The organism is Thalassospira lucentensis MCCC 1A00383 = DSM 14000 (assembly GCF_000421265.1).
GTDB lineage: Bacteria > Pseudomonadota > Alphaproteobacteria > Rhodospirillales > Thalassospiraceae > Thalassospira > Thalassospira lucentensis.
In genome coordinates, this window is sequence record NZ_ATWN01000001.1 from 678,938 (window position 1) to 700,333 (window position 21,396).

Here is a 21,396-nt window from a genome sequence, read left to right on the forward strand (position 1 = left end):
AAACCGCCCATTCGTATCTGCATTATGGTGATTGTCATTGTGTGTTGATGCGTGTGGGTGTCGTGGTAAGACGATGCTGTGAAATCGTAAAATCAAAACGACCGGGATGGCGCATGATCATCGCCATTACCGGCCCTTGCGGCGGGGGCGTCGGGGTGCTAGTTTCCGCGCTGTAATTCACGTTCTGGCAGATGGATCATCTGCCGGGTTTTTTGTCATTCCTTAAGAGAGACTTTCATCCATGTCGTCTTTGGATAAGGAAACAGTTCGCCGTATTGCCTATCTTTCACGTATCAACGTGTCCGAAGAAGGCCTGACCGAACTGGCGGGTGATTTGACCCGTATCCTCGATTTTGTCGAGGAACTGCAAGAAGTTGATGTCGAAGGCTGTGAGCCGCTGACGTCGGTTGCCGATCTGACCTTGCCGCTGCGCAAGGATGAAGTCACCGATGGCAACATCCAGCAAAAAGTGCTGTCAAACGCACCGATGACCGATGCTGGCTGTTTTGTTGTGCCCAAGGTGGTTGAATAATGACTGATCTGACAAAGCTGACACTTGCCGAGGCCCGCGACGGTCTGGCAAAGGGTGATTACACTTCGGTCGAACTGACCCAAGCACACCTGAAATCGATGGAAGCGCATCGCAACCTGAACGCTTACATCACCGAAACTCCCGACAAAGCCATCGAGATGGCCAAGGTATCCGATGCCAAGCGCGCCAAAGGTGACGCTGGCAACATGGAAGGCCTGCCGATTGCGGTCAAAGACCTGTTCTGCACCGAAGGTGTTCAGACCACCGCCGCATCGCACATCCTTGAAGGGTTCAAACCCGAATATGAATCCACCGTCACCAGTAAGCTGTTTGACAATGGTGCGGTTATGCTCGGCAAGGCGAACCTTGATGAGTTCGCCATGGGGTCCGCCAATACGTCGTCCTACTACGGGAATGTGATCAACCCGTGGAAAGGCAAAGACGGCAAGAACCTTGTGCCTGGTGGTTCATCTGGTGGTTCTGCTGCTGCCGTTGCCGGTGGCATGGCGCTTGCCGCAACCGGGACAGATACCGGTGGCTCGATCCGTCAACCGGCATCCTATTGCGGTATTGTTGGCTTGAAGCCGACCTATGGTCGTTGCTCACGCTGGGGCGTTGTTGCCTTCGCAAGTTCGCTTGATCAGGCCGGTCCGATGACCAAAACCGTGCGTGATGCGGCCATCATGCTCGGTTCAATGGCCGGTCACGATGCCAAGGATAGCACGTCTGCCCCGATGGCTGTGCCTGACTTCGAAGCCGCCCTTACCGGCGACATTCGTGGCATGAAAATCGGTATTCCGAAAGAATACCGGGTTGATGGCATGCCCGAGGAAATCAGCAAGCTTTGGGAAAATGGCGTTGCCATGTTGCGCGATGCCGGGGCGGAAGTGGTCGATGTGACCTTGCCGCACACCAAATATGCGCTTGGTACCTATTACATTGTTGCCCCGGCAGAAGCATCATCGAACCTGGCTCGTTATGACGGTCTGCGTTATGGACAGCGTGTGATGGACGAAGGCGACAGCCTTGATGACATGTATTCCAAATCGCGTGCGGCTGGTTTTGGCAAAGAAGTCCAGCGCCGCATCATGATCGGTACTTATGTGCTGTCGGCTGGCTATTACGACGCCTATTACAACAAGGCGCTTAAAGTCCGTCGTCGCATCTACGAAGATTTCGCAAACGCCTTTGGCAAAGTTGATGCCATTTTGGCACCAACCGCACCGTCTGCGGCCTTCGCGATTGGTGAAAACGAAGACGATCCGGTCAAAATGTATCTCAACGATGTGTTTACCGTTCCGGCAAGCCTTGCGGGTCTTCCGGGCCTGTCATTGCCTGCGGGGCTGTCGTCCGAAGGTCTTCCGCTTGGTCTGCAGCTGATTGGCAAACCGTTTGACGAAGAAACCGTTCTGCGTGTCGGAGGCGTGCTTGAAAGTGCGGCCAACTTCACCGCAAAACCATTCGGGCAGGAGGGCTGATCCATGACCTATATCATCGAAGGTTCAACCGGCCCGTGGGAAATCGTTGTCGGTCTGGAAGTGCACTGTCAGGTGGTTTCCAATTCCAAGCTGTTTTCTGGTGCCTCGACCAAATTTGGCAATGACGCCAACAGCAACGTCAGCCTTGTTGACGCCGCGATGCCGGGCATGTTGCCGGTGATTAACGCCGAATGCGTGCGTCAGGCGGTAAAAACTGGTCTGGGCCTTAAGGCACAGATCAACAAGGAAAGCGTCTTTTCGCGCAAGAACTACTTCTATGCCGATCTGCCGCAAGGTTATCAGATTTCGCAGTTCGATAAACCGATTGTCGGCAAGGGCACGATCATTCTTGATATGCCCGATGGTACGACCAAGTCGGTTGGCATTGAACGCCTGCATCTTGAACAGGATGCCGGGAAGTCGATGCATGATCAGGACCCGAAATATTCACACATCGATTTGAACCGTTCGGGCGTTGCCCTGATGGAAATCGTCTCGGACCCTGACATCCGCCACCCCGAAGAAGCAGGTGCCTATCTGACCAAACTGCGCGCGATTGTGCGTTACCTTGGTACGTGTGATGGCAACATGAACGAAGGCTCCATGCGTTGTGATGCCAACGTATCGGTCCGTCGTCCCGGTGAGCCGTTTGGTACGCGTTGCGAGATCAAGAACGTCAACTCCATCCGTTTCGTGATGCAGGCGATCGAGATCGAAGCAAAACGTCAGGTCGAAGTTCTAGAATCTGGCGGCGAAATCATTCAGCAGACCCGTCTGTTTGATCAGCGTCTTGGCGAAACCCGCGCGATGCGTTCCAAAGAAATGGCACATGATTACCGCTATTTCCCGGATCCCGATCTGCTGCCGCTGGTGTTCGATGATGCGTTTATCGCGGAAATCGAAAAAACCTTGCCGGAACTGCCAGACGAGAAAAAAGCCCGCTTCATCAATGAAAACGGCCTGTCGGCCTATGATGCTGGTGTATTGGTCGCCGAAAAGGAAAAGGCTGATTACTACGAGATCGTTGCAAAGGGCCGTGATGGCAAACTGGCAGCGAACTGGGTGATCACCAACCTGTTTGGTGCGCTTAATAAGGCCGAAGTCGGCATTGCCGAAAGCCCGGTCACGGCTGAAAATCTCGGTAAGCTGATCGATCTTATTTCCAATGACACCATTTCTGGCCGTATCGCCAAGGACGTCTTTGAAATCATGATCGAAACCGGCGGTGATCCTGAAAAGATCGTCGAAGAAAAAGGTCTCAAACAGATCACCGATACCGGTGCGATTGAAACAGCGATTGACGAAGTCATTGCGGCCAACCCGGACAAGGTCCAAGAAATACGCGACGGTAAGGATCGTATGCTCGGTTGGTTCGTCGGGCAGGTGATGAAATCCACGGGTGGCAAAGCCAACCCGGGCATGGTCAACAAAATGCTCCGCGATAAAATCCTCGGCTGATTTTAATCATCAGACGATTTAAAAAGCCGCCCGTTTCAATATGAAGCGGGCGGCTTTTATCGTTTCAGGTGATGTCGTGTTTCTGATCTGCATCATCAAGTGCCTTGCGCAAACTGCCAAGTGCTTGATCAAGTAATCCTGCCGTTTCAGGATCATTGATGATGTCATCGGCACTGTAATTCTTTCCATTCAGCACAATGGTCACACAGGCATCGTCGATGATTGTTGCATCCATCGTACGGATGGTTTCGATCAAAGCTGCTTGTGCAATGGTCGCCCGGCCCGATGCGTTGATGGCCGCGACGGGCATTTGCATAAACTCGCCACTGGCCACCACCCAATCGAGCGCATTCTTAATCGCCCCGGTCACCCCGTGGGCATATTCCGGGCTTGCGATCAAAACCGCGTCGCTTTGCGCAAGATGGGCCCGAAAATCAAGAACGCTTTTGGGTGGTGTTTCTTCATTGTCGGGATTGAAAATCGGCAAATTGCCCAATCCATCATAAAGATGGATTTCTAATCCGTGCGCTTGCCCGCATTTCTGTGCGGCCAGCAATAAGGTGCGATTAATTGACTGCGCCCGCAGGCTTCCACAGATAGCAAGAACATGACGGGGCACCGGGACGCTTTCCTGACGGTTGGTGTGTGCTGACGGCGAATTTCGGATTGCAGTGTAGGGGGCTTTGTACTGCGATGAAAACCCCCGGTTGGACAAAACAGCGTTTATCTATCTGCCGTCCGGTAATCGCGCGGCGATGTGCCAAGAATACGTCTGAACATATTGCTAAACGCGGCTGGATTGTCATAGCCAAGGTCCAGTGCAATGGTCGTGATGGCTTGCCCCGCGGCCAACCGTGGCAGGGCGGCAAGGATACAGGCCTGTTGCCGCCATTCGACAAAGCTTGATCCGGTTTCCTTGCGAAACAGGCGGGTAAAGCTGCGGCGGCTCATGCCCAGATGATCACACCAGTCGTCAATCGTTTCATGTGGGGTCGGGGACGCCAGAAATGCTCTGCATTTTGCCCCAAGGGATGCATGTTCCGGCAATGGAAGCGACAGTGGCAAAACCGGCAGCCGTTTGATTTCATGGCCAATCAACGTCATCAGCGCTCCGTCGCGCCCGTCGACGTCATACTCAGCCGGAATTGTCACCGCCTCGCTCAGCAAGTGCCGCATCAGCGATGAAATACCAACCACCTTACACTGGCGATCCGGCGTTCCGAGTTGTTCGGGGCGCAGATACAGCGATCGCATTTTAACATCGCCAAACAGGCGGACTTCATGAATAACCCCGGCCGGAATCAGCATGCCGCGCTGGGGCGGCATCATCCATGCGCCTTGCGGGGTGGATGCCATCAAAACCCCGGTCAAGCCATACAGCAACTGATCACGGTCATGACGATGGGCGGCAATCACATGACCGTCGGGATAATCGGTGCCCAATGCAATGATCGGGCGTGGAACTTCGCGAAAAGATGACATGGCAATACCTATGCCGATGAATTGGCCCAATCTCGTAAGAATCTGACCCTAGCGCGGTGGTGGGCCGACTGGCAATTGTTATAATAAGGACCGCGCGCCGGAAACGGGCACAGTTGCCATTTAACGAGGTCACCCATGAACGAAGCCGTTCTCAAATCACCGCAACCAACCCGAACCGTTTTACCGGTTCTGGGGGCGGCCAGTTTTTGTCATTTGCTGAACGATATGATCCAGTCGCTATTTGTGGCGGCCTATCCGGTGTTTAAGGGCGGCTTTGATCTGTCATTTGCCCAGCTTGGGTTGCTGACACTGACCTATCAGGTCACCGCATCCCTGTTACAGCCGTTCATTGGCCATTTCACCGACCGGCGCCCACAACCCTATTCTTTGCCGTTTGGTATGGGGATGTCGCTTTCTGGTTTGCTGGTGCTGTCCTCGGCCCCCAGTTTTGCCGTGTTGCTCCTGGGGAGTGCCATGTTGGGGGTGGGATCGTCGATCTTTCACCCGGAATCATCGCGTCTGGCGCGGTTGGCATCTGGTGGGGCACATGGTTTCGCCCAGTCGCTGTTTCAGGTCGGCGGCAATGTCGGCTCGGCCATTGGACCGTTGCTGGTGGTGGCGGTTGTTCTGCCATACGGGCAGGGCAGTCTGGCGTGGTTTGCCTTTGTCGCCCTTGGTGGGGTGATCATCCTGACGCTGCTGGGGCGCTGGTATAAACGCAATGGTCATGCTGTGCGGCGTCTACGTGTGATTGTCGCGCCAAAAGATCGTCCCGCCCATCGTCAGGTGGTTGGTGGCCTGAGCGTCCTGTTTTGCCTGATGCTGTCAAAATGGTTCTATCTGGCCAGCTTCACCAGCTATTACGTGTTTTATCTCATGGAAAAATTCCCGCTTTCCGAAGGCGACGCTCAAATTTTCCTGTTCGTCTTTCTGGCCGCGGTTGCTGCGGGAACATTGATCGGCGGGTCTGTCGGGGACCGGATCGGGCGTAAGAAGGTGATCTGGGGATCGATCCTTGGCGCGCTACCCTTTGCGCTTATCTTGCCCTATGTGGGACTGATGGCAACCGTGCTGCTTTCCATTGCGATTGGCCTGATCATGTCCTCGGCGTTTTCAGCCATTGTTGTTTATGCGCAGGAACTTGTGCCCGGGCGCATCGGCATGATTTCGGGCCTGTTTTTTGGTCTTGCCTTTGGGCTTGGCGGGATCGGAGCGGCGATTTTAGGCGTGATGGCCGATGCCGTTGGCTTGGAGCTTGTCTATCAGGTCTGTGCCTTTTTGCCCGCCATCGGATTTCTGGCGGTGTTCCTGCCCGATATCGAGCATGGGCACAAAGCCTGATGCGCGTACCGACTAAAAGTGCCGCCCTGAAAACTGTAACGTATTTCAGGGCGGCACCATTGGTGTTTGGGCATCATAAGGTCAGACGACTACTTCCCCAGAAGCTTCATGACCGCATCGGCCGTCGCATCGCTTGATCCCGGGTTTTGACCGGTGACGAGCTTGCCATCAACAACCGCATAGGACGCCCACATCTCACCGCGTTCATAAAGGCCGCCCTGTTTGTTGAACTCGTCTTCAATCGACAGCGGAACGACGTTTTCAAGACCAACGGCCTTTTCTTCGTCATTGGTAAAGCCGGTGACTTTTTTGCCTGCGACCAATGGCTTGCCATCGGTGGTTTTGGCATTCACCAGTGCCGCCGGGCCGTGACAAACAGCCGCAACCGGTTTGTCTTGGGCAACAAAGGCTTCGATCAATGCGATGGATTTCGTATCGGTTGCCAAGTCCCAAAGTGGTCCGTGACCACCCGGATAGAAAATGGCGTCATAATCATCGGCGTTTAAGCCGTCCAGCGTGACGGTATTGGCAAATGCCTTTTGCGCCACGTCGTCTTTTTCAAACCGTGCAGTCGCATCGGTCAGCGCATCTGGCACTTGGCTGTTGGGATCAAGGGGCGGCTGGCCGCCTTTGGGGGAGGCCAGCGTAATTTCAGCACCGGCATCACGGAAACGGTAATAAGGGGCGGCAAGTTCTTCAAGCCAGATGCCGGTTTTGTGGCCGGTATCGCCCATCTGGTCGTGGGATGTGACAATCATCAGGATACGCATAAGGTCCTCCATGCGTTGATTTGGTTTGAACCGAATATAGTTGGCTGACAAATTTTGCGAAAGATCGTAGATATGAACAGATTGTCAAATTTATTGAGCATATAAAATGTCGGCATTGGATGAAGTACGGGCCATGATGATCTTTGCCCGCGTGGTTGAAGAAGGCGGGTTCTCCGCTGCTGCGCGTAAAATGGGGTTAAGCCGTGCGGCCATTTCCCATCAGATCAGGCAGCTTGAAGCGAAACTTGGCGTGCCGTTGCTTCGGCGCAGCACGCGGACATTTAGCCTGACCGATGCCGGAACGCGTTATTACGATAGTTGCCGCACCATCACGCTTGAAGCCGAGGCCGCGCGCAAACGCGTTGAAGAACTCCGTGATGAGCCGGTGGGCAAAATATCGCTGAGTTGTTCGGTTCACATGGGCAATTTGCGGATCGTCCCTATCTTAAGCCGGTTCCGTCAAACCTATCCCGGCGTTGCGCTTGATGTGCGCTTGACCGACGAGGTTGTCGATTTGATCGGGCAGGGGATTGATATCGCCATTCGATCCGGCCCGTTGCGCAGTTCGGAATTGAAATCCATCCGCCTTTACGAAACCCGCCGTGTCATTGTCGCCAGCCAACAATATGTGGCCGCCTTTGGTATTCCAGACCAGCCCGAGGACCTGACCGATCATAACTGGGTGATGTATAGCCGTGTGCCTGAAACCCTGCGGCTGGCACAAGGAGATCAAGAACGCAAAATCCCGGTGTCGGGCAGTGTTCAGGTCGATAGTGCAACCGCACGGTTACAATTTCTGCGCGATGGTCACGGAATGGCAGTGGTGCCGTTTTCGGATGTGGTCGATGATATCGCAAACGGCGACTTGATGCGGGTTTTGCCTGATTGGAACCTGCCGGATCTTAGCGTTTATGCGGTTTATTCCGGCGATGTCATGCGAAGCAGTAAGGTCAAAACCCTGCTTGATTTCCTGCGAGCGCAACTGGCCGATATTGACGAAAGCCGACATTAAGAAAACTTGCGCCTTAAGCCATATTGATCAATCGGCACTGATCGGCTATTCCCCATTTACGATCATTCGGGGGACCCATGGCCAATCTGTTTTTTTATTATTCGTCGATGAACGCCGGCAAATCGACAACATTGCTTCAGGCAAGCTTCAATTACCGTGAACGCGGGATGCAGACGCTGTTGCTGACGGTGTCGTTTGATGACCGGTTTGGCGAGGGCAAAATCGCATCGCGTATTGGTCTGGAAGCCTCGGCACTGCTGTTTGATGCGAAAACCGATATGACGGCGCTGATTTTGGGGGAGTTGGAAAAGGGCAAGGTTGATTGTGTTTTGCTCGATGAAGCGCAGTTTCTGACCAAGGACCAAGTCTGGCAGCTTTCCGATATTGCCGATAAGCATAAGGTTCCCGTGCTGTGCTATGGCATCCGCACCGATTTTCAAGGCGAGCTGTTCGAAGGATCGAAATGGCTTCTGGCCTGGGCCGATAAGCTCAATGAGCTTAAAACCATCTGCCATTGCGGGCGCAAAGCAGGAATGGTTTTACGCGTTGATGAAAACGGCGATCCGGTCCGTGAAGGGGCTCAAGTCGAAATCGGCGGCAATGATCGTTATGTTCCGGTATGTCGCCGTCATTTCAAGGATGCAATGGGGCAATAATCCCCATCCTTTTAATTGTATGATGAATTATTTTGGGCCGTCAGCCGCCAATAAGCGTGGCAATTTCCGGCGCCAGTAGGCTATAGGCCACCAGCCACATGACCGTGCATGTCAGGCCATCGACAATTTTCCATGTGGCCGGTCGAGCGACATAGGGGGCGAGCCATGACGCGCCAAGCGCAATGGCAAAGAACCACACGAAACTGGCACTCATCGCGCCGAGCGCAAAGCCAAGCCGCTCCTCAACCGGAAACTGCCCGCCAATCCCACCCAGCATCACCACCGTATCAAGATAGACGTGCGGATTAAGCAGGGTGACGGCCAGTGTCGTCGATAGAACGGCTTTCCAGCCGGTTTTGGTGATATGTTCTTCTGCCAGTGTTTCCGTGTCAAACAGGCGGCGGAGCGCCCCAAACCCATACCAGATCAGAAACGCCGCACCGCCCCATGCGGCGATCTTGGTCAAAAGCGGGTAGGCCGCAATTAACGTGCCCAAACCCGCAACGCCTGCGGCAATCAGGACCGCGTCACACAGCGCACAGACAAATGCCACCATCATCGGGTGATTGCGCCGCAATCCTTGGCCAAGGACAAAGGCGTTTTGTGCGCCAATGGCAATAATCAATCCGCCGCCAAGGCCAAATCCGGTTGCATAGCTGAGAAACATGTTCGGGCATTCCTGTATGTGTTGGGAGCCTAGTCATAGCAATTTGATCAAATAAGAAAATCGAATTATAATCATGTAGGATTAGAATATTTAATATGAACGAGTAGGAATTTGGGATAGGCCATGCTGGATTACAAGTTACTGCAAGCCTGTGCCGAAGTGATCCGTCATGCCAGCTTTGAAAAAGCCGCCCGTGAGTTGGGTCTGACGCAATCGGCGATATCGCAACGGGTCAAGCTGCTGGAAGACCGTCTGGGCCAACCGCTGATCATTCGGGCCAAACCGATTGTGGCGACGGCGGCTGGTAAGCGCCTGTTGCAGCATTACCAAAGTGTCCGGTTGCTTGAACTGGACCTTCAGGATGACTTGCCTGATATCCCGTCTGATGGTGGTTTCGGGCAGGTGGCTCTTGCGGTTAATGCAGACAGTTTGGCAACATGGTTTATCAATGTTCCCAAATGCTTGTTTGATGAGTTTGGACTTTTGGTTCATCTGAGTGTCGATGATGAATCGCTTAACCACGAGGCCCTTTTGGATGGCAGGGTGCTTGGCGCCATCAGCCTGCGCCCGACCCCGATGCAAGGCTGCTGGGCGCGACCACTTGGTAAGATGCGCTATGTCATGGTGGTGTCACCGGAATTTCAAAAACGCTATTTTTCGGGTGGGGTGACGGCAGACGCATTGCGGTCCTGTCCGGCTGTGAATTTTTCACATCATGATGAATTGCAAAACCAGTACCTTAAAACCTATTTCGGCTTGAACCCCGGCGATTTTCCCGCCCACACGGTGCCAAGTTCACAAGGGTTCGTGACGGTGGCCGAACAGGGCATTGCCTATGCCGTGGTGGAAATCCATCAGGCCGAAGAAGGCCTGCGTACCGGGCGTTTGATGCAACCTTGTGATTATGTGATTGAACGCCCGCTGTATTGGCATCACCGCACGATGAAAAGCAAATTGCTCGATCGGGTCAATGAAACAATCCTGTCCGAAGCGCGCCGTTTTTTACCCGCAATTGATCGCTAACACATTCAGATAACAAGGCGTTTTACCAAAGTTTGGAACGACTCTTTTCTGATCCGGTTTGACTTCAAGGCCAAACTGGCGCTTACTTTGGCGGGTAAAACAAATTCGATAATGGTCTGTTTAAACAGGGAAACCATGGCGCATCGCCTGATTGCTTGTGAACATTGTGACTATGTGCATGTGGAAAACGACATTCCCGCAGGCAGTGTCGCATGCTGTATTCGATGTGGTTCACCGCTTTATGCGGCCGAACAACCACGTTTTGACAAGCCATTGGCACTGGCCTTTACGGCCCTCGTGTTGTTTGTGATCGCCAATATCTATCCGCTTTTGACCTTCTCAATGGAAGGCCGTGCCGAGACCAATACCCTGGGCAGTGGCGTTTTGACATTCTGGCAGGAAGGGTTTCCCTTTCTGGCCTTTATGGTCGCACTCACATCGATAGCCGCCCCGATGGTGGTGATCGCAGCCCATATCTATGTCTTGTTACCACTCTCAATGGGGTGGACTGTGCCGGGGGTTAAACGTGTCTGGCGTGTTCTGGCGATCATTCGTCCGTGGTCGATGCTTGATGTGTTTTTGATCGGGCTTTTGGTCGCGCTGACCAAGCTGACTGATTTCGCCCAGGTGATCGCAGGACCGGCATTCTTTGCGGTCTGTTGTTTGATCCCGACCGTGCTTTTAATGAATATCACGCTTGATCCCCGGACGGTTTGGCGCCGCATTGCGCCTGCGGGTTTGCGATATCTTACCGAAGATGACCTGACAGAAATCCGTTCCAACGGTTCGGGGCAAAACAACGCCAAAGGGTCAGACGCAGGGCTTATGACCTGTCATACCTGTTCGATGGTTGTTGCCGCGCGGAATGTTGACCATGGGCATTGCCCGCGCTGTGGGGCGGTTGTTCATCTGCGTAAGGCCCGCAGTCTGTCGCGGGCTTTTGCCCTGCTGTTGACGGCAGTTGTTCTTTATATCCCGGCGAATGTTTTTCCAATCATGACCGTGACCTATCTGGGCCGGGCGGAGGCCGATACAATTCTGTCTGGTGTGGCGGCACTGGTTCAGGCCGGGGAATGGCCGATTGCCATTGTTGTCTTTACCGCAAGTATCCTTGTGCCCATTATCAAGATTGTTTTGCTGGGCTGGATTTACCTTGCAACATGGTTGGGCCTGTCCGGGCCGTTGCGGCAACGCACACGGGTCTATCGGATTACGGAACTGATTGGGCGCTGGTCGATGGTAGATGTGTTTATGGTATCCATCCTTGCGGCCTTGGTGAAACTGGGCAACATCGCATCCATTCAACCGGGATTTGGCGCGGTTGCTTTTTGTGGCGTGGTCATTTTAACCATGCTATCGGCGATGGCCTTTGATCCAAGGTTGATCTGGGATCGCGCCGGGATGCGCCGGGAAACACTGCGCAATAAAACCTTACGCAGCAATAGTCTGAAAGAAACACAGGGGAGCCCGTCATGAGCGGCGAAAATATGACGCCACAAGGGCCAAACGAACGACAAGCCGGTCAGCCTGACGTCAAAAAAGGCTGGGGCAGCTTTTCAATTATCTGGCTGGTTCCATTGGTGGCGCTTCTGGTTGGCGGGTGGTTGCTGTGGCGGGATGTTGTGTCAAAGGGCCCGGAAATCACCCTGACATTTGAAACCGCTGACGGGTTGGTGGCGGGGAAAACCCCGATACGGTATCGCGATGTTGATGTTGGGCAGGTCACCGAAATCAGCCTTTCGAAGGGCTTTGATCATGTGCGTCTGACCGTTCGGATGAATGCCGATTTCAGTGATTATCTGACGGATAAGACCCAGTTCTGGGTCGTGCGTCCGCGTGTGTCAGGGCGCGGTATCACCGGTCTGGAAACAATTGTTTCTGGCGCATATATCGAAGTTGCCCCTGATGATAGCGGTGCTGCGCAAGATACCTTTGTCGGTGCCGAGGAACCTCAGCTCATCACAAGTGATGAAGAGGGGACGCGCTTTATCCTGACGGCCGACAAACTGGGGTCATTGTCGGTTGGTGCGCCGGTGTTGTTGCGCGGGGTTGAGGTTGGCGAAGTCCTTGATACAGAACTTGATCAAGATGCCAAGGGGGTTTCCGTCCCCGTCTTTATTCGAAAACCGTTTGATCAGTTGGTGAAGCGCGATACCCGTTTTTGGGATTCCAGCGGCATTGCGGTTGATCTTAATTCCGATGGGCTGTCATTGCGCGCGCAATCGGTTAAATCGGTTCTGGCCGGGGGGATTAATTTTTACACCCCCGATGACAGTGAACAAAGCGAAAGAGCCCCATCTGACACGGTTTTCAATCTGTTTAAAACGCTTGAGCAGGCTGAACTTCTTACCGAAGGATACAGTAAGAAATACATTCTTTATTTCGACTCATCCGTACGCGGACTGTCACGCGGCGCACCGGTGGAATTCAACGGTATTCGTGTTGGTACAGTCGAAAGCGTTGATCTGGAATATGTGGTTGATCAGCGCGCCTTCCGGGTCCCTGTCGTTGTCACCCTTGAGCCGGAGCGGGTCAGTGTTGTCGGCGGTGATTCTGGTGAGATTGATCATACCGAAACCATTGCAACCTTGGTCGAGAATGGCCTGCGGGCGCGCCTGAAAACAGGAAGTTTCATCACCGGTCAGCTGTTTGTTGATCTGTCGATGCACACGGTCGCGCCAGCCCGATATCTGGGCAATCAAAAGGGCGATATACCTGAATTGCCAACCTTGCCACAGAAGCTTGACGAGATTGCCAATTCACTGAGCAGTTTGCTTGAAAAGGTCGAAACGTTCCCGATTGAAGAAATCGGCATTCGCTTGCTTGGAACGGTCGAGGGGATGGAAAACATCGTCACATCTCCTGCCTTGAACGATGGCATGAAAAGTCTTCAACAGGCCGCAGATGGCGTTAACAAGCTGGTTGAAAACCTTGACAGTAGTGTGCTGCCTGCAACCCAAAGCGCACTTGATGCCGCCCGCGAAGCATTGGGTGGTGTGCGCGATGTGACCGGCCCGACGTCGCCTGTGCGCTACAATCTGGAACAGGCCCTTAAGGAACTGACGGCAACGGCACGTTCGTTGCGCGATCTCGCCGAGTTTCTTGAACAAAACCCAAGTGCATTGATACTTGGCAAAAAAGGCCCGAGGGAGGACGAATAATGCGTCAGACATTGCCAATGCATATCCGTGCGGGGGTGCTCCTGTTTCTTATCGCACCCTTGATGGCCGCCTGTTCAACACCGGCCCCGGATCGGTACTACCTGCTTTCGGCGACCCTGAACCCGGCGGCACCGGTTACCGGGCAGGGGGCTGTAATCGGAATTGGGCCTGTGACCATCCCAAGTCATCTGGATCGTTCGATGATTGTGTCACGCAGCAGTTCCAACCGGCTGGAAGTCAATGCTGGCCATCGGTGGGCCGAACCGCTCGATGAAAACATCAACCGCATCCTGCTGGAAAATATAGACCACACCGGTAAGGCAGTCCGGTTGGAAACATTCCCCTGGACATCGCGCGATGGTGTCGACTGGCAGATTGTGGTCGATATAGACCGGTTCGAACGTCAGGCGGATGGCAAGGTTCTTTTGGCGGCCCGCTGGAAACTTGTTGCGTTTGAAAGTGGCGATATCACTGCATCAAACCGCTATGAGAAGGTTGTTGATCCCAAAAACACCGATGTTGAAAGCACGGTTTCGGCCATGAGTGACCTTTTGGCCGATATGTCGGTTGATATTGCAAAATACATTCCGTGATAGGTTGTCGGAGTGCCGGTATGACCTAATTTTGGGTCCAGCCTTGGCATGTCGCGCTGATCTAGGCTGGGTAGGCTTTTGGGTGAATGATCCGGTTTGGAAAGGTGTCCGACTTCACATCGAAATTGCTGAAGATTGGAAAAGATCAATATCAACCTATTGTTTTCATCATACGAATGGGCTTATATAGAAGATATAAATATAAAAACTATGGGACACGCGCCTGACTGCAAAAACGGCATGTAGATGCCGCCCAAACAGGAAGTTAGGGAGCCAGAGCGCGTTATGTCGGATACGACATTTGAAGTACGGGTTCAGCGGGGGGATCGCTGGATCATTCATTCGACATTTGATGTCGAAAAAGAAGCGGTAACAGAAGCTGAAAAGCTTTTGAAAACCAAGGTTTCGGCCGTGCGCGTTGTCCGTGATTGGGAACGCGGCGACGGTAAGCATATCGAAAAGGTCCTTCTTGAAAAAGAAGGGGCTGGCGACGAAGAAGAAAAAGACGTGCGTGTCACGTCGATTGACGAAGCGCCGCTTTGCGAAACCGACAATGACCTTCTCCAGAAAGAAAGCCGCGCGACTATCAACCGGTTGCTGCGCAAGTATTTCGAACAGGAAATCCTGACTCCTTGCGAGGTAATGTATAATTACCAGAATCTGCGCAAGTTGATGTTCCATGACACCCTGATGCCGACTGCGGTCGACAAGGTTGCCGGGCTGCATGCCAAGGCAACCGACGGCGATCATATTGAGGCGATGAACAATCTGCATGGCGCGATTGAGCAGCTTGCGGCCCGCGCCCGTGAAGTTGAAAAGGTTGATCTTCCTGAATTTGAAGACGCAACAATTTCAGAAGTGCGCGATGAAATTCGTCGCCTGAATTTGGCCGAAGATACTGATTTCCTTACGATGGTAGCGCTAACACGCGTTATGTCATCGACGCGAAACTGGGTTGGCAAGCTTGATCTGGCACTTAAGGTCAAAGGCGACGAGAAAGACGAAGCCGCCCGCAAACTGCTTGATGATGTCATCGCAGATATTCTGGGATCCCCGGTTGCACTTAAGGAACTGCTTGGCAGTTCACGTAGCTTCGGCGAAGCGGTCACGCTACACATTGATCTGGCGCTGGGGCGGGCTAAGGGCAATCGCGGTGCCGCGAATGATATTCTTGAACTGATGAACCCGCTGTTTGGTTCGGGCCTTTTGGCGACCAGTCAGGAAGCGATGTTTGACTACATCGTGCGTGAGCTTAAAAGCCCCAATAACCTGACGCGCCACGAAAGCGATCCGGACCCGTTAACCGATATTCTGGATCGGTTGGTGACGGAAAATGGCGTTATCTATGGAACACCGATGACGGCAGCACTGGCAGAACGTGGTGCGCGGTTGCGCAACGTTGGTGGTCCGCGCGCCATGATCGAAGGGGTCGAGGAAATCTGCGGGCGACTGATCCCCAACTGGCGCAAACTGACCTGGCTGATTGCGGTGGCCAACAGCGGTGTCGCCGAAGGTTTCGAAGACGAGCTGTATGGCATGATGACCGATGCGGTCAAAGACATGCGTGCACTGCGGGCGTTTTGTGATGCCGACGCAAAGCCGCGTGACAAGATGGCCAATGTCAAACACATGAACGATATCCTTGAAGCATCGGTTGTGCCCGATGACAAGAAAAAGGAAATCGGTGGCAAGCTTGATGACGGGTTGGCGGACTATCTAGTGCGCGAAAAGGTGATTGAGCGGATCGACAACCCGTCACTGCATTTGCGCAAACGCGCCTATATGCTGGTGCAGTTTTGTTCAAGCGGCGTGTTGATCGAAGGAAAGTCGGCCAACATGGCTCGAAAACGGGTGGTCGGCTACCTCAAACAACCGAACTTCACTGACAAGCTGGTCGATGACATTACCGACATGCCCGCCAAGGAAGGCACCATTCGTGACTTCTATGCGCTTTTGCAGCGAAGCGGGTTCTAGCGACGTTCTTTTTGACAAGCTGGCGAATACACAACACCCCACCAAGCCACAGTGGCAAGATTGGTGGGGTGTTTGTCATTGTTGCCAGTTTTGATTTCCGGCATTGTTGGGGTGCGTAAGGGAGATCACGCTATGTCAGCACAAACATCCGATACCCGGTTGATCGTTTGCTATGCCTATGACGAGGTCATGAGCCTTGATATCGTCGGGCCGTTGCAGGTGTTTGCCACTGCCAATGACGAATTATCATCGCTGGGCCGTGCGCGGACCTATGAGAATATGGTCGTGGCAGATGACGCAGGCCCGGTCAAAACGTCATGTGGCATTCGGCTTCATGCCGACATGGCGTTGCGTGACCTTGATCTGGCTGGTGTTGATACCCTGCTGATCCCGGGCGGCAACGGAATACCCGAACGCCGCAAGGATAAAGCATTGCATCAATGGGTCCGCGATGCGGAAGAACGGATCGCGCGTCTGGGCTCTGTATGTTCCGGTGCCTTGATCCTTGCCGAGGCCGGGGTGCTTGATGGGCGCATGGCGACAACCCACTGGTCGCGGTGCGATGAAATGGCGCGCGATTTTCCAAAAATCAAAATGATGGGCGACCGTCTGCACAGCTATGACCCCACGGGGTTTGACGGCGATCCACATGTTTTCACATCCGCGGGTGTAACCGCCGGGATTGATTTGGCATTGGCAATCGTCGAGGCCGACTTTGGCCGTAACCTTGCCTTGTCCGTCGCCCGCCGGTTGGTGATGTTTTTAAAGCGCCCTGGCGGACAGGCACAGTTCAGTTCCTATCTGATCCCGCAAAAGGGGGCGACCGCGCGCCTTGCCGGTTTGCTGGCATGGTTGCCGGGCCATCTTGAACAGGACCTGTCACTTGACGTCTTGGCGGGGCGCGCAGGGATGACACCCAGAACATTTTCACGCGTGTTTGCGCGCGATATGGGCATGAGCCCGGCACGATACATCGAACGGATCCGGGTTGAGGCTGCAAGGGCATTGCTACAGGACGAAGCCATGACGATTGCAGATGTCGCGACCTTATGTGGCTTTCGCCACCCTGAGACCCTGCGGCGTACGTTTCAACGTCATTTGGCCGTCAGCCCGCAGGAATATGTTGAACGGTTTGCCCGAAAGTCACTTTCACCCGTTTAGGACCTGATCCTTAACACCTGTCATGACGGGCGAATATTTACCGTAAATTTGAATGTTTTTTGGGAGTTGGAAACATGTTGTTGCTGACCAATGGATCATTGCGTCTGCTGTTTGTCGCACAGGCACTGTATTGGTCCTGTTCACTGATCGGCATTACGCTGACCTCGATTGTTGGCGTGTCGCTTGCGCCAACGGCGGTATTGGCGACTTTGCCGTTGGGCATTTTGATGCTTGGCAATCTGGCGTCTGTGCATCCGCTGTCGATGATCATGCAGAACTATGGCCGACGCACGGGCCTGTTTCTGGGGGCTGTGTGTGGCGTTGCTGGCGGGTTGTTGCTGTCTGTGGGGATTTACATCGGCGCATTCTGGCTGGTGGCAGCCGCACCTTTTTTGATCGGGACCTATCAGGCATCTGCGATGTATTACCGCTACGCCGCCCTTGAAACAGTTGATGCCGCCCATAAAGGCCGTGCCGCAGCACTGGTTGTCGGTGGCGGTGTCTTGGCCGCGCTGATCGCACCGGAAATTGCTGCGTCCAGTCGCGACATGCTGCCCGTCCCATTTGCCGGTGCGTATGTTGCACTGGCGGCGTTGGCGGCGGTGGGGGCGCTTTTAATGCTGATGTTGCCTGATGGCGGTATTCCGGTCAAACCGCACACAAGTCGGGGCATCATGCGCGGCCTGCTGCGACGCCCGGCCATTCGCGGGGCGATCGCGGTTAGTGCCAGTGGTCACGGCATTATGGTGTTGGTGATGACCGCAACGCCGCTTGCCATGAAGTATTGCGGTTTTGATGTCGATGTATCGGCCAACGTTATCCGCTGGCATCTGGTCGGCATGTTTCTTCCGGCTTTCGTTGCGGGGCCGATGATTGATCGGTTCGGTGCACGTCGTGTCGCGGTTCTGGGCAGTGGGGTGCTGGTGGCCAGTGTGGTTGCTGCTTTGTCCGGGGTGACGGTTACGGCCTTTTTGGTCAGCTCGTTTCTGCTTGGGATTGGCTGGAACATGATGCTTCTGGCAGGTACGACCTTGTTGGGCAAAGGACACACGGAGGCGGAGCGTGGCCATGCGCAAAGCCTGATGGAATTGGGCAACGGCATTACTGCAACCATCGCATCCGTCATATCAGGGGCGCTGATTGCCGGGGCCGGTTGGGATTTGATCAATTATGGCGTGCTGCCGTTCCTGTGTGTGGCGCTGATCATGATGTGGCGCGCACGACAGGACCAAATTCCGGCCAACGTCTAAGCAAGATAAAAGAAACCGCCGGTCATCGCGACCGGCGGTTGGAGTTGCGAGGCGAACGGGGAGGCTCGCCTCGGCGCGATTTCATGCCCGGAACATAAGATTGTGCTTAGCTGTCAGGTTCTTGGACCCCAAGGACCGGGCAATAAAAAACCGGCCATCAGGCCGGTTGTGCGTTCATTGACGGGGCATTGCCCGCGACAAATTCCTTGATCTTCTGCAACACGAACTCTCGCGAGCTGTTTTCACGGGTGCGGAAAAGAACCTCGCGATCCTGAATGACCAGCCCCATATACACCGGATCGGTATAACCTTCCGGGGTCATTTTGAGGGCGCGAAGAGTGTGGCCGAAGTCATCGGTGCTTTGATAGATGGTACGCATGTTACTCCAACCAGCTTGTAGCGTCTTCTGACGGTGAAAAACCAATCGACTGTCGCTTTATGACAGGTGTTCTTTGCCAACAGATGACAGCTGTGTGATGGTTTGAAGACTCTTTTGGCTTTCAACCGGAAAATACCATGAGAGCAGCTGCCAAAAAGCTGCTGGTTTTATTTGGCAGGCCTGTTAAAAAGAAAACGTCGTCAAGGCGGGTTTCTGGCATTGACATGCGCCATGGCGATGTTTAAGAAAGGCGTCGTTCCGCAGGGAACACCAAGGACATAGAGGGCAAGTGGCCGAGTGGCTGAAGGCGCTCCCCTGCTAAGGGAGTATAGGGTCAAAAGCCCTATCGAGGGTTCGAATCCCTCCTTGCCCGCCAATGTTAAAGGCACCCCAAAAGGGTGCCTTTTTCTTTGCCTTGCTGGCAGAAAACTTCCTTCTCAAGCGTTGTCTGGGTATCGGGGCCTCGCATTTTTGCGAAAAGCCCTCATCTGATCATGGATGCGATACCACAATGATTGAGGAAAAAATGCCCAGTAAAACGATAGTTTACGCAGGATGCATAACCAAAGCGGTTGCCGTTGCCTGTGCGATGTTCGCAACACCATCGGTGATGGCGCACGCGTCAAACAGCGCGCATGATCATGGATATGTCGAAATCGCACAAAGCGGCGGTATTTTTTCCGATGAAGAACGCCGCATCATCCGTGATGTTCTCGATGTCGCAACTGGGACCGTTGATGCCGATCAGGGGCACGGCAACGACAAAGGTGGTAAAGGCCACGGAAACAAAGGCAAGGGCAACAAAGGTCTGCCGCCGGGAATTGCCATGAAGCTTGAGCGGGGTGGTTCGTTGCCACCAGGAATTGCCAAGCGCGATCTTCCGGCTGATCTGCGCGCACGCCTGCCAAATCGCACAGATGACGCTATTCGCCAGATTGTCGGCAATGACGTTGTCCTGATCCAGAAGGGCACCGAGCTTATTCTTGATGTGATTTCGGACGTCGTGCGCAACTAGACGAAATGTCTGACGACACAAACAAAAAAACGCGGCGAAGATTTTCGCCGCGTTTGTCATTTTACGCCCTTGCCTGAGTGATCAGGTGAACGCGTTAAACGTGATGATGGTTTGGGTGTCCTTGATATTGGGCAGCTTGTGGATTTGTTCGTTCACATAGCGCCCGATATCCTGTTCGTCTTCGACATAAACTTTGACCAGAAGTTCGAACGGGCCGGAAATGGAATAGACTTCCGAGACACCTTCGACTTCTTCGACAAGATTGGCGGCGACGTCATAGGCTTTGCCCAATTCGCATTTCACGAAGATGAAAAAGGGGTGCATCGGCAGTGCTCCAGTAGGTTTGAATTTCAGATAAGCTATCGCGACACGGCAAGGCTTGCAATCTTATCGCGCGTGTAACCGGTCAAGATAAGACGCGCCAACCCGATCCGTGAGGGTTAAATCAGTTTTTTAAAGGCGTGCTCGGCGCGTGCGTCAACCGCACTCTGTGTCAGGTTCCAAACGGTGGTGCCTTCGGTTTCAGCCGTCAGGCTGGCCATGGCCAAACCTTCGGCAACCCCATCATCCATCGTCGCCCCCGGCTTGGTAATCCGTGACAGGAATCCGGAATAAAACGCATCACCAGCCCCGTTTACGTCGCAGACCTTCGTTGGCAGTGGATGCCAGAATGCCGTGCTGTCGCCAGATGCTGAGACAACACCCTTTGCCCCCAGCGTAATCACCACGTCACAGACACCTTTGCCGCGCAGAACTTCAATGGCGGTCTTTGCCTGATCAATCTCGTTGATTTCAATGCCGGTCAGGACTTTTGCCTCGGCCCGGTTGGTGATCAGCAGGTCAAGCTTGTCCAAGACCGGGGCAAAGCGGGCACCCTTGCTTGGTGATACAGTTGCAGCACAGAATTTTGAGCTGCCCTTGTTTTCCGTCAGCCAGTCAATGGTGGGGGCGGGCAGGTTGGCATCAATCAGCCACCATGGCCACGCCTGAAGGTTGGCCAGTTGATCCTTCAAAAGGTCGATGCTCAGCAGGTCATAGACTTCGGCGTCCATCATGCCCAACGCCAGTTCGCCGGTGTCATCAAGCACTGCGGTATAGCCTGCTGTATGCTTACCGTCGAGCTTGTGCATCCGGCGGGTATCGATCCCCAGTTCAGACAGGGCGGCAATCACCTGTTCGCCGTCACCGTCATCCCCAACCGCGCTCAGCATTGCGACATTATTGCCAAGCAATCTCAGATGAACCGCAATATTGCGCGCAACACCGCCGGGTTTGCGGTGCAGGGTTCTGACGGGGTTTGAGGCCGCCGGGACAAACTGTTCCGTACATTGCAAGGTGCGGTCAAAATGAGCGGCACCAAAACAAAGAATATTGGCCGAGGGCGTGATCACAGGTTGTTGCTCTTTGTGGTGAGGGTCACGGTGTGACAGGCAATTTCAAACAA

At 53.9% G+C, this 21,396-nt stretch carries 21 protein-coding genes and 1 tRNA gene; 15 read left to right on the forward strand and 7 right to left on the reverse strand.

What is annotated here, in order from left to right; all coding sequences use genetic code 11:
• Window positions 1-241: 241 nt before the first annotated feature.
• The 3 genes from gatC to gatB are packed head-to-tail and all read left to right on the forward strand — an operon-like array spanning window position 242 to window position 3,468.
• Complete coding sequence (gene gatC, locus K355_RS0103210) at window positions 242-532, forward strand: Asp-tRNA(Asn)/Glu-tRNA(Gln) amidotransferase subunit GatC (protein WP_022730672.1); 291 nt, start codon at window positions 242-244, stop codon at window positions 530-532.
• Entirely contained in the window at window positions 532-2,010 is a 1,479-nt protein-coding gene (gene gatA, locus K355_RS0103215) for an Asp-tRNA(Asn)/Glu-tRNA(Gln) amidotransferase subunit GatA (protein ID WP_022730673.1), read from the forward strand. The genes gatC and gatA overlap by 1 nt, the downstream gene beginning before the upstream one ends.
• A 3-nt stretch (window positions 2,011-2,013) precedes the next feature.
• Window positions 2,014-3,468 carry an Asp-tRNA(Asn)/Glu-tRNA(Gln) amidotransferase subunit GatB gene (gene gatB, locus K355_RS0103220; RefSeq protein ID WP_022730674.1) on the forward strand — a complete coding sequence of 485 codons (1,455 nt, stop codon included), beginning with the start codon at window positions 2,014-2,016 and terminating at the stop codon, window positions 3,466-3,468.
• A gap of 64 nt (window positions 3,469-3,532) precedes the next feature.
• On the opposite strand, the gene K355_RS22990 is transcribed toward gatB, so the two are convergent.
• Together K355_RS22990 and K355_RS0103230 are read right to left on the reverse strand one after the other, a co-directional pair.
• Entirely contained in the window at window positions 3,533-4,087 is a 555-nt protein-coding gene (locus K355_RS22990) for an NADPH-dependent FMN reductase (protein ID WP_022730675.1), read from the reverse strand.
• A gap of 104 nt (window positions 4,088-4,191) precedes the next feature.
• Window positions 4,192-4,950: an AraC family transcriptional regulator gene (locus tag K355_RS0103230; protein ID WP_022730676.1), complete on the reverse strand. Its 759-nt coding sequence runs from the start codon at window positions 4,948-4,950 to the stop codon at window positions 4,192-4,194.
• A 135-nt stretch (window positions 4,951-5,085) separates the two neighbouring features.
• On the opposite strand from K355_RS0103230, the gene K355_RS0103235 reads away from it, so the two are divergent.
• The gene (locus K355_RS0103235) at window positions 5,086-6,291 is read left to right on the forward strand and encodes an MFS transporter (RefSeq protein WP_022730677.1); all 1,206 of its coding nucleotides are present in this window, start codon (window positions 5,086-5,088) and stop codon (window positions 6,289-6,291) included.
• An 89-nt stretch (window positions 6,292-6,380) separates the two neighbouring features.
• Here the strand turns inward: K355_RS0103235 and K355_RS0103240 are convergent, their stop codons facing one another.
• Entirely contained in the window at window positions 6,381-7,061 is a 681-nt protein-coding gene (locus tag K355_RS0103240; RefSeq protein ID WP_022730678.1) for a type 1 glutamine amidotransferase domain-containing protein, read from the reverse strand.
• A 106-nt stretch (window positions 7,062-7,167) separates the two neighbouring features.
• Here K355_RS0103240 and K355_RS0103245 point away from each other — a divergent pair, with 106 nt between their 5' ends.
• Entirely contained in the window at window positions 7,168-8,073 is a 906-nt protein-coding gene (locus tag K355_RS0103245; RefSeq protein WP_022730679.1) for a LysR family transcriptional regulator, read from the forward strand.
• A 77-nt stretch (window positions 8,074-8,150) separates the two neighbouring features.
• Window positions 8,151-8,729, forward strand: coding sequence for a thymidine kinase (locus K355_RS0103250; RefSeq protein ID WP_022730680.1), 579 nt, complete (start codon window positions 8,151-8,153; stop codon window positions 8,727-8,729).
• Window positions 8,730-8,769: 40 nt separating this feature from the next.
• Here the strand turns inward: K355_RS0103250 and K355_RS0103255 are convergent, their stop codons facing one another.
• Window positions 8,770-9,396, reverse strand: coding sequence for a LysE/ArgO family amino acid transporter (locus K355_RS0103255; RefSeq protein ID WP_022730681.1), 627 nt, complete (start codon window positions 9,394-9,396; stop codon window positions 8,770-8,772).
• 123 nt (window positions 9,397-9,519) lie between these two features.
• Between K355_RS0103255 and K355_RS0103260 the strand changes: the two genes are divergently transcribed.
• The 7 genes from K355_RS0103260 (at window position 9,520) to K355_RS0103295 (ending at window position 18,558) form a co-directional block, all read left to right on the forward strand.
• Window positions 9,520-10,419, forward strand: a complete 900-nt coding sequence (locus K355_RS0103260) for a LysR family transcriptional regulator ArgP (RefSeq protein ID WP_022730682.1) — start codon at window positions 9,520-9,522, stop codon at window positions 10,417-10,419.
• 135 nt (window positions 10,420-10,554) lie between these two features.
• On the forward strand, window positions 10,555-11,895 hold the full coding sequence (locus K355_RS22995; protein WP_022730684.1) for a paraquat-inducible protein A: 1,341 nt from the start codon (window positions 10,555-10,557) through the stop codon (window positions 11,893-11,895).
• Window positions 11,892-13,580, forward strand: coding sequence for a PqiB family protein (locus K355_RS0103275; protein ID WP_022730685.1), 1,689 nt, complete (start codon window positions 11,892-11,894; stop codon window positions 13,578-13,580). The genes K355_RS22995 and K355_RS0103275 overlap by 4 nt, the downstream gene beginning before the upstream one ends.
• Window positions 13,580-14,173 carry a PqiC family protein gene (locus K355_RS0103280; RefSeq protein ID WP_022730686.1) on the forward strand — a complete coding sequence of 198 codons (594 nt, stop codon included), beginning with the start codon at window positions 13,580-13,582 and terminating at the stop codon, window positions 14,171-14,173. Before K355_RS0103275 ends, K355_RS0103280 begins: the two co-directional genes overlap by 1 nt.
• A gap of 285 nt (window positions 14,174-14,458) precedes the next feature.
• Window positions 14,459-16,147, forward strand: coding sequence for a hypothetical protein (locus K355_RS0103285; protein ID WP_022730687.1), 1,689 nt, complete (start codon window positions 14,459-14,461; stop codon window positions 16,145-16,147).
• Window positions 16,148-16,279: 132 nt separating this feature from the next.
• A complete protein-coding gene (locus tag K355_RS0103290; RefSeq protein ID WP_022730688.1) occupies window positions 16,280-17,308 on the forward strand; it encodes a GlxA family transcriptional regulator in 1,029 nt (342 codons plus the stop codon).
• Window positions 17,309-17,382: 74 nt separating this feature from the next.
• On the forward strand, window positions 17,383-18,558 hold the full coding sequence (locus K355_RS0103295; RefSeq protein WP_022730689.1) for an MFS transporter: 1,176 nt from the start codon (window positions 17,383-17,385) through the stop codon (window positions 18,556-18,558).
• 157 nt (window positions 18,559-18,715) lie between these two features.
• On the opposite strand, the gene K355_RS0103300 is transcribed toward K355_RS0103295, so the two are convergent.
• Window positions 18,716-18,937 carry a hypothetical protein gene (locus tag K355_RS0103300; RefSeq protein WP_022730690.1) on the reverse strand — a complete coding sequence of 74 codons (222 nt, stop codon included), beginning with the start codon at window positions 18,935-18,937 and terminating at the stop codon, window positions 18,716-18,718.
• A gap of 283 nt (window positions 18,938-19,220) precedes the next feature.
• Between K355_RS0103300 and K355_RS0103305 the strand changes: the two genes are divergently transcribed.
• A tRNA-Ser gene (locus K355_RS0103305) sits at window positions 19,221-19,313 on the forward strand.
• Window positions 19,314-19,463: 150 nt separating this feature from the next.
• Window positions 19,464-19,952, forward strand: coding sequence for a hypothetical protein (locus tag K355_RS0103310; RefSeq protein WP_051145932.1), 489 nt, complete (start codon window positions 19,464-19,466; stop codon window positions 19,950-19,952).
• 81 nt (window positions 19,953-20,033) lie between these two features.
• Here K355_RS0103310 and K355_RS0103315 read toward each other — a convergent pair whose 3' ends face one another.
• On the reverse strand, window positions 20,034-20,276 hold the full coding sequence (locus K355_RS0103315; protein ID WP_022730692.1) for an Lrp/AsnC ligand binding domain-containing protein: 243 nt from the start codon (window positions 20,274-20,276) through the stop codon (window positions 20,034-20,036).
• 116 nt (window positions 20,277-20,392) lie between these two features.
• A complete protein-coding gene (locus K355_RS0103320; RefSeq protein ID WP_022730693.1) occupies window positions 20,393-21,343 on the reverse strand; it encodes a carbohydrate kinase family protein in 951 nt (316 codons plus the stop codon).
• Between the last annotated feature and the right edge of the window lie 53 nt (window positions 21,344-21,396).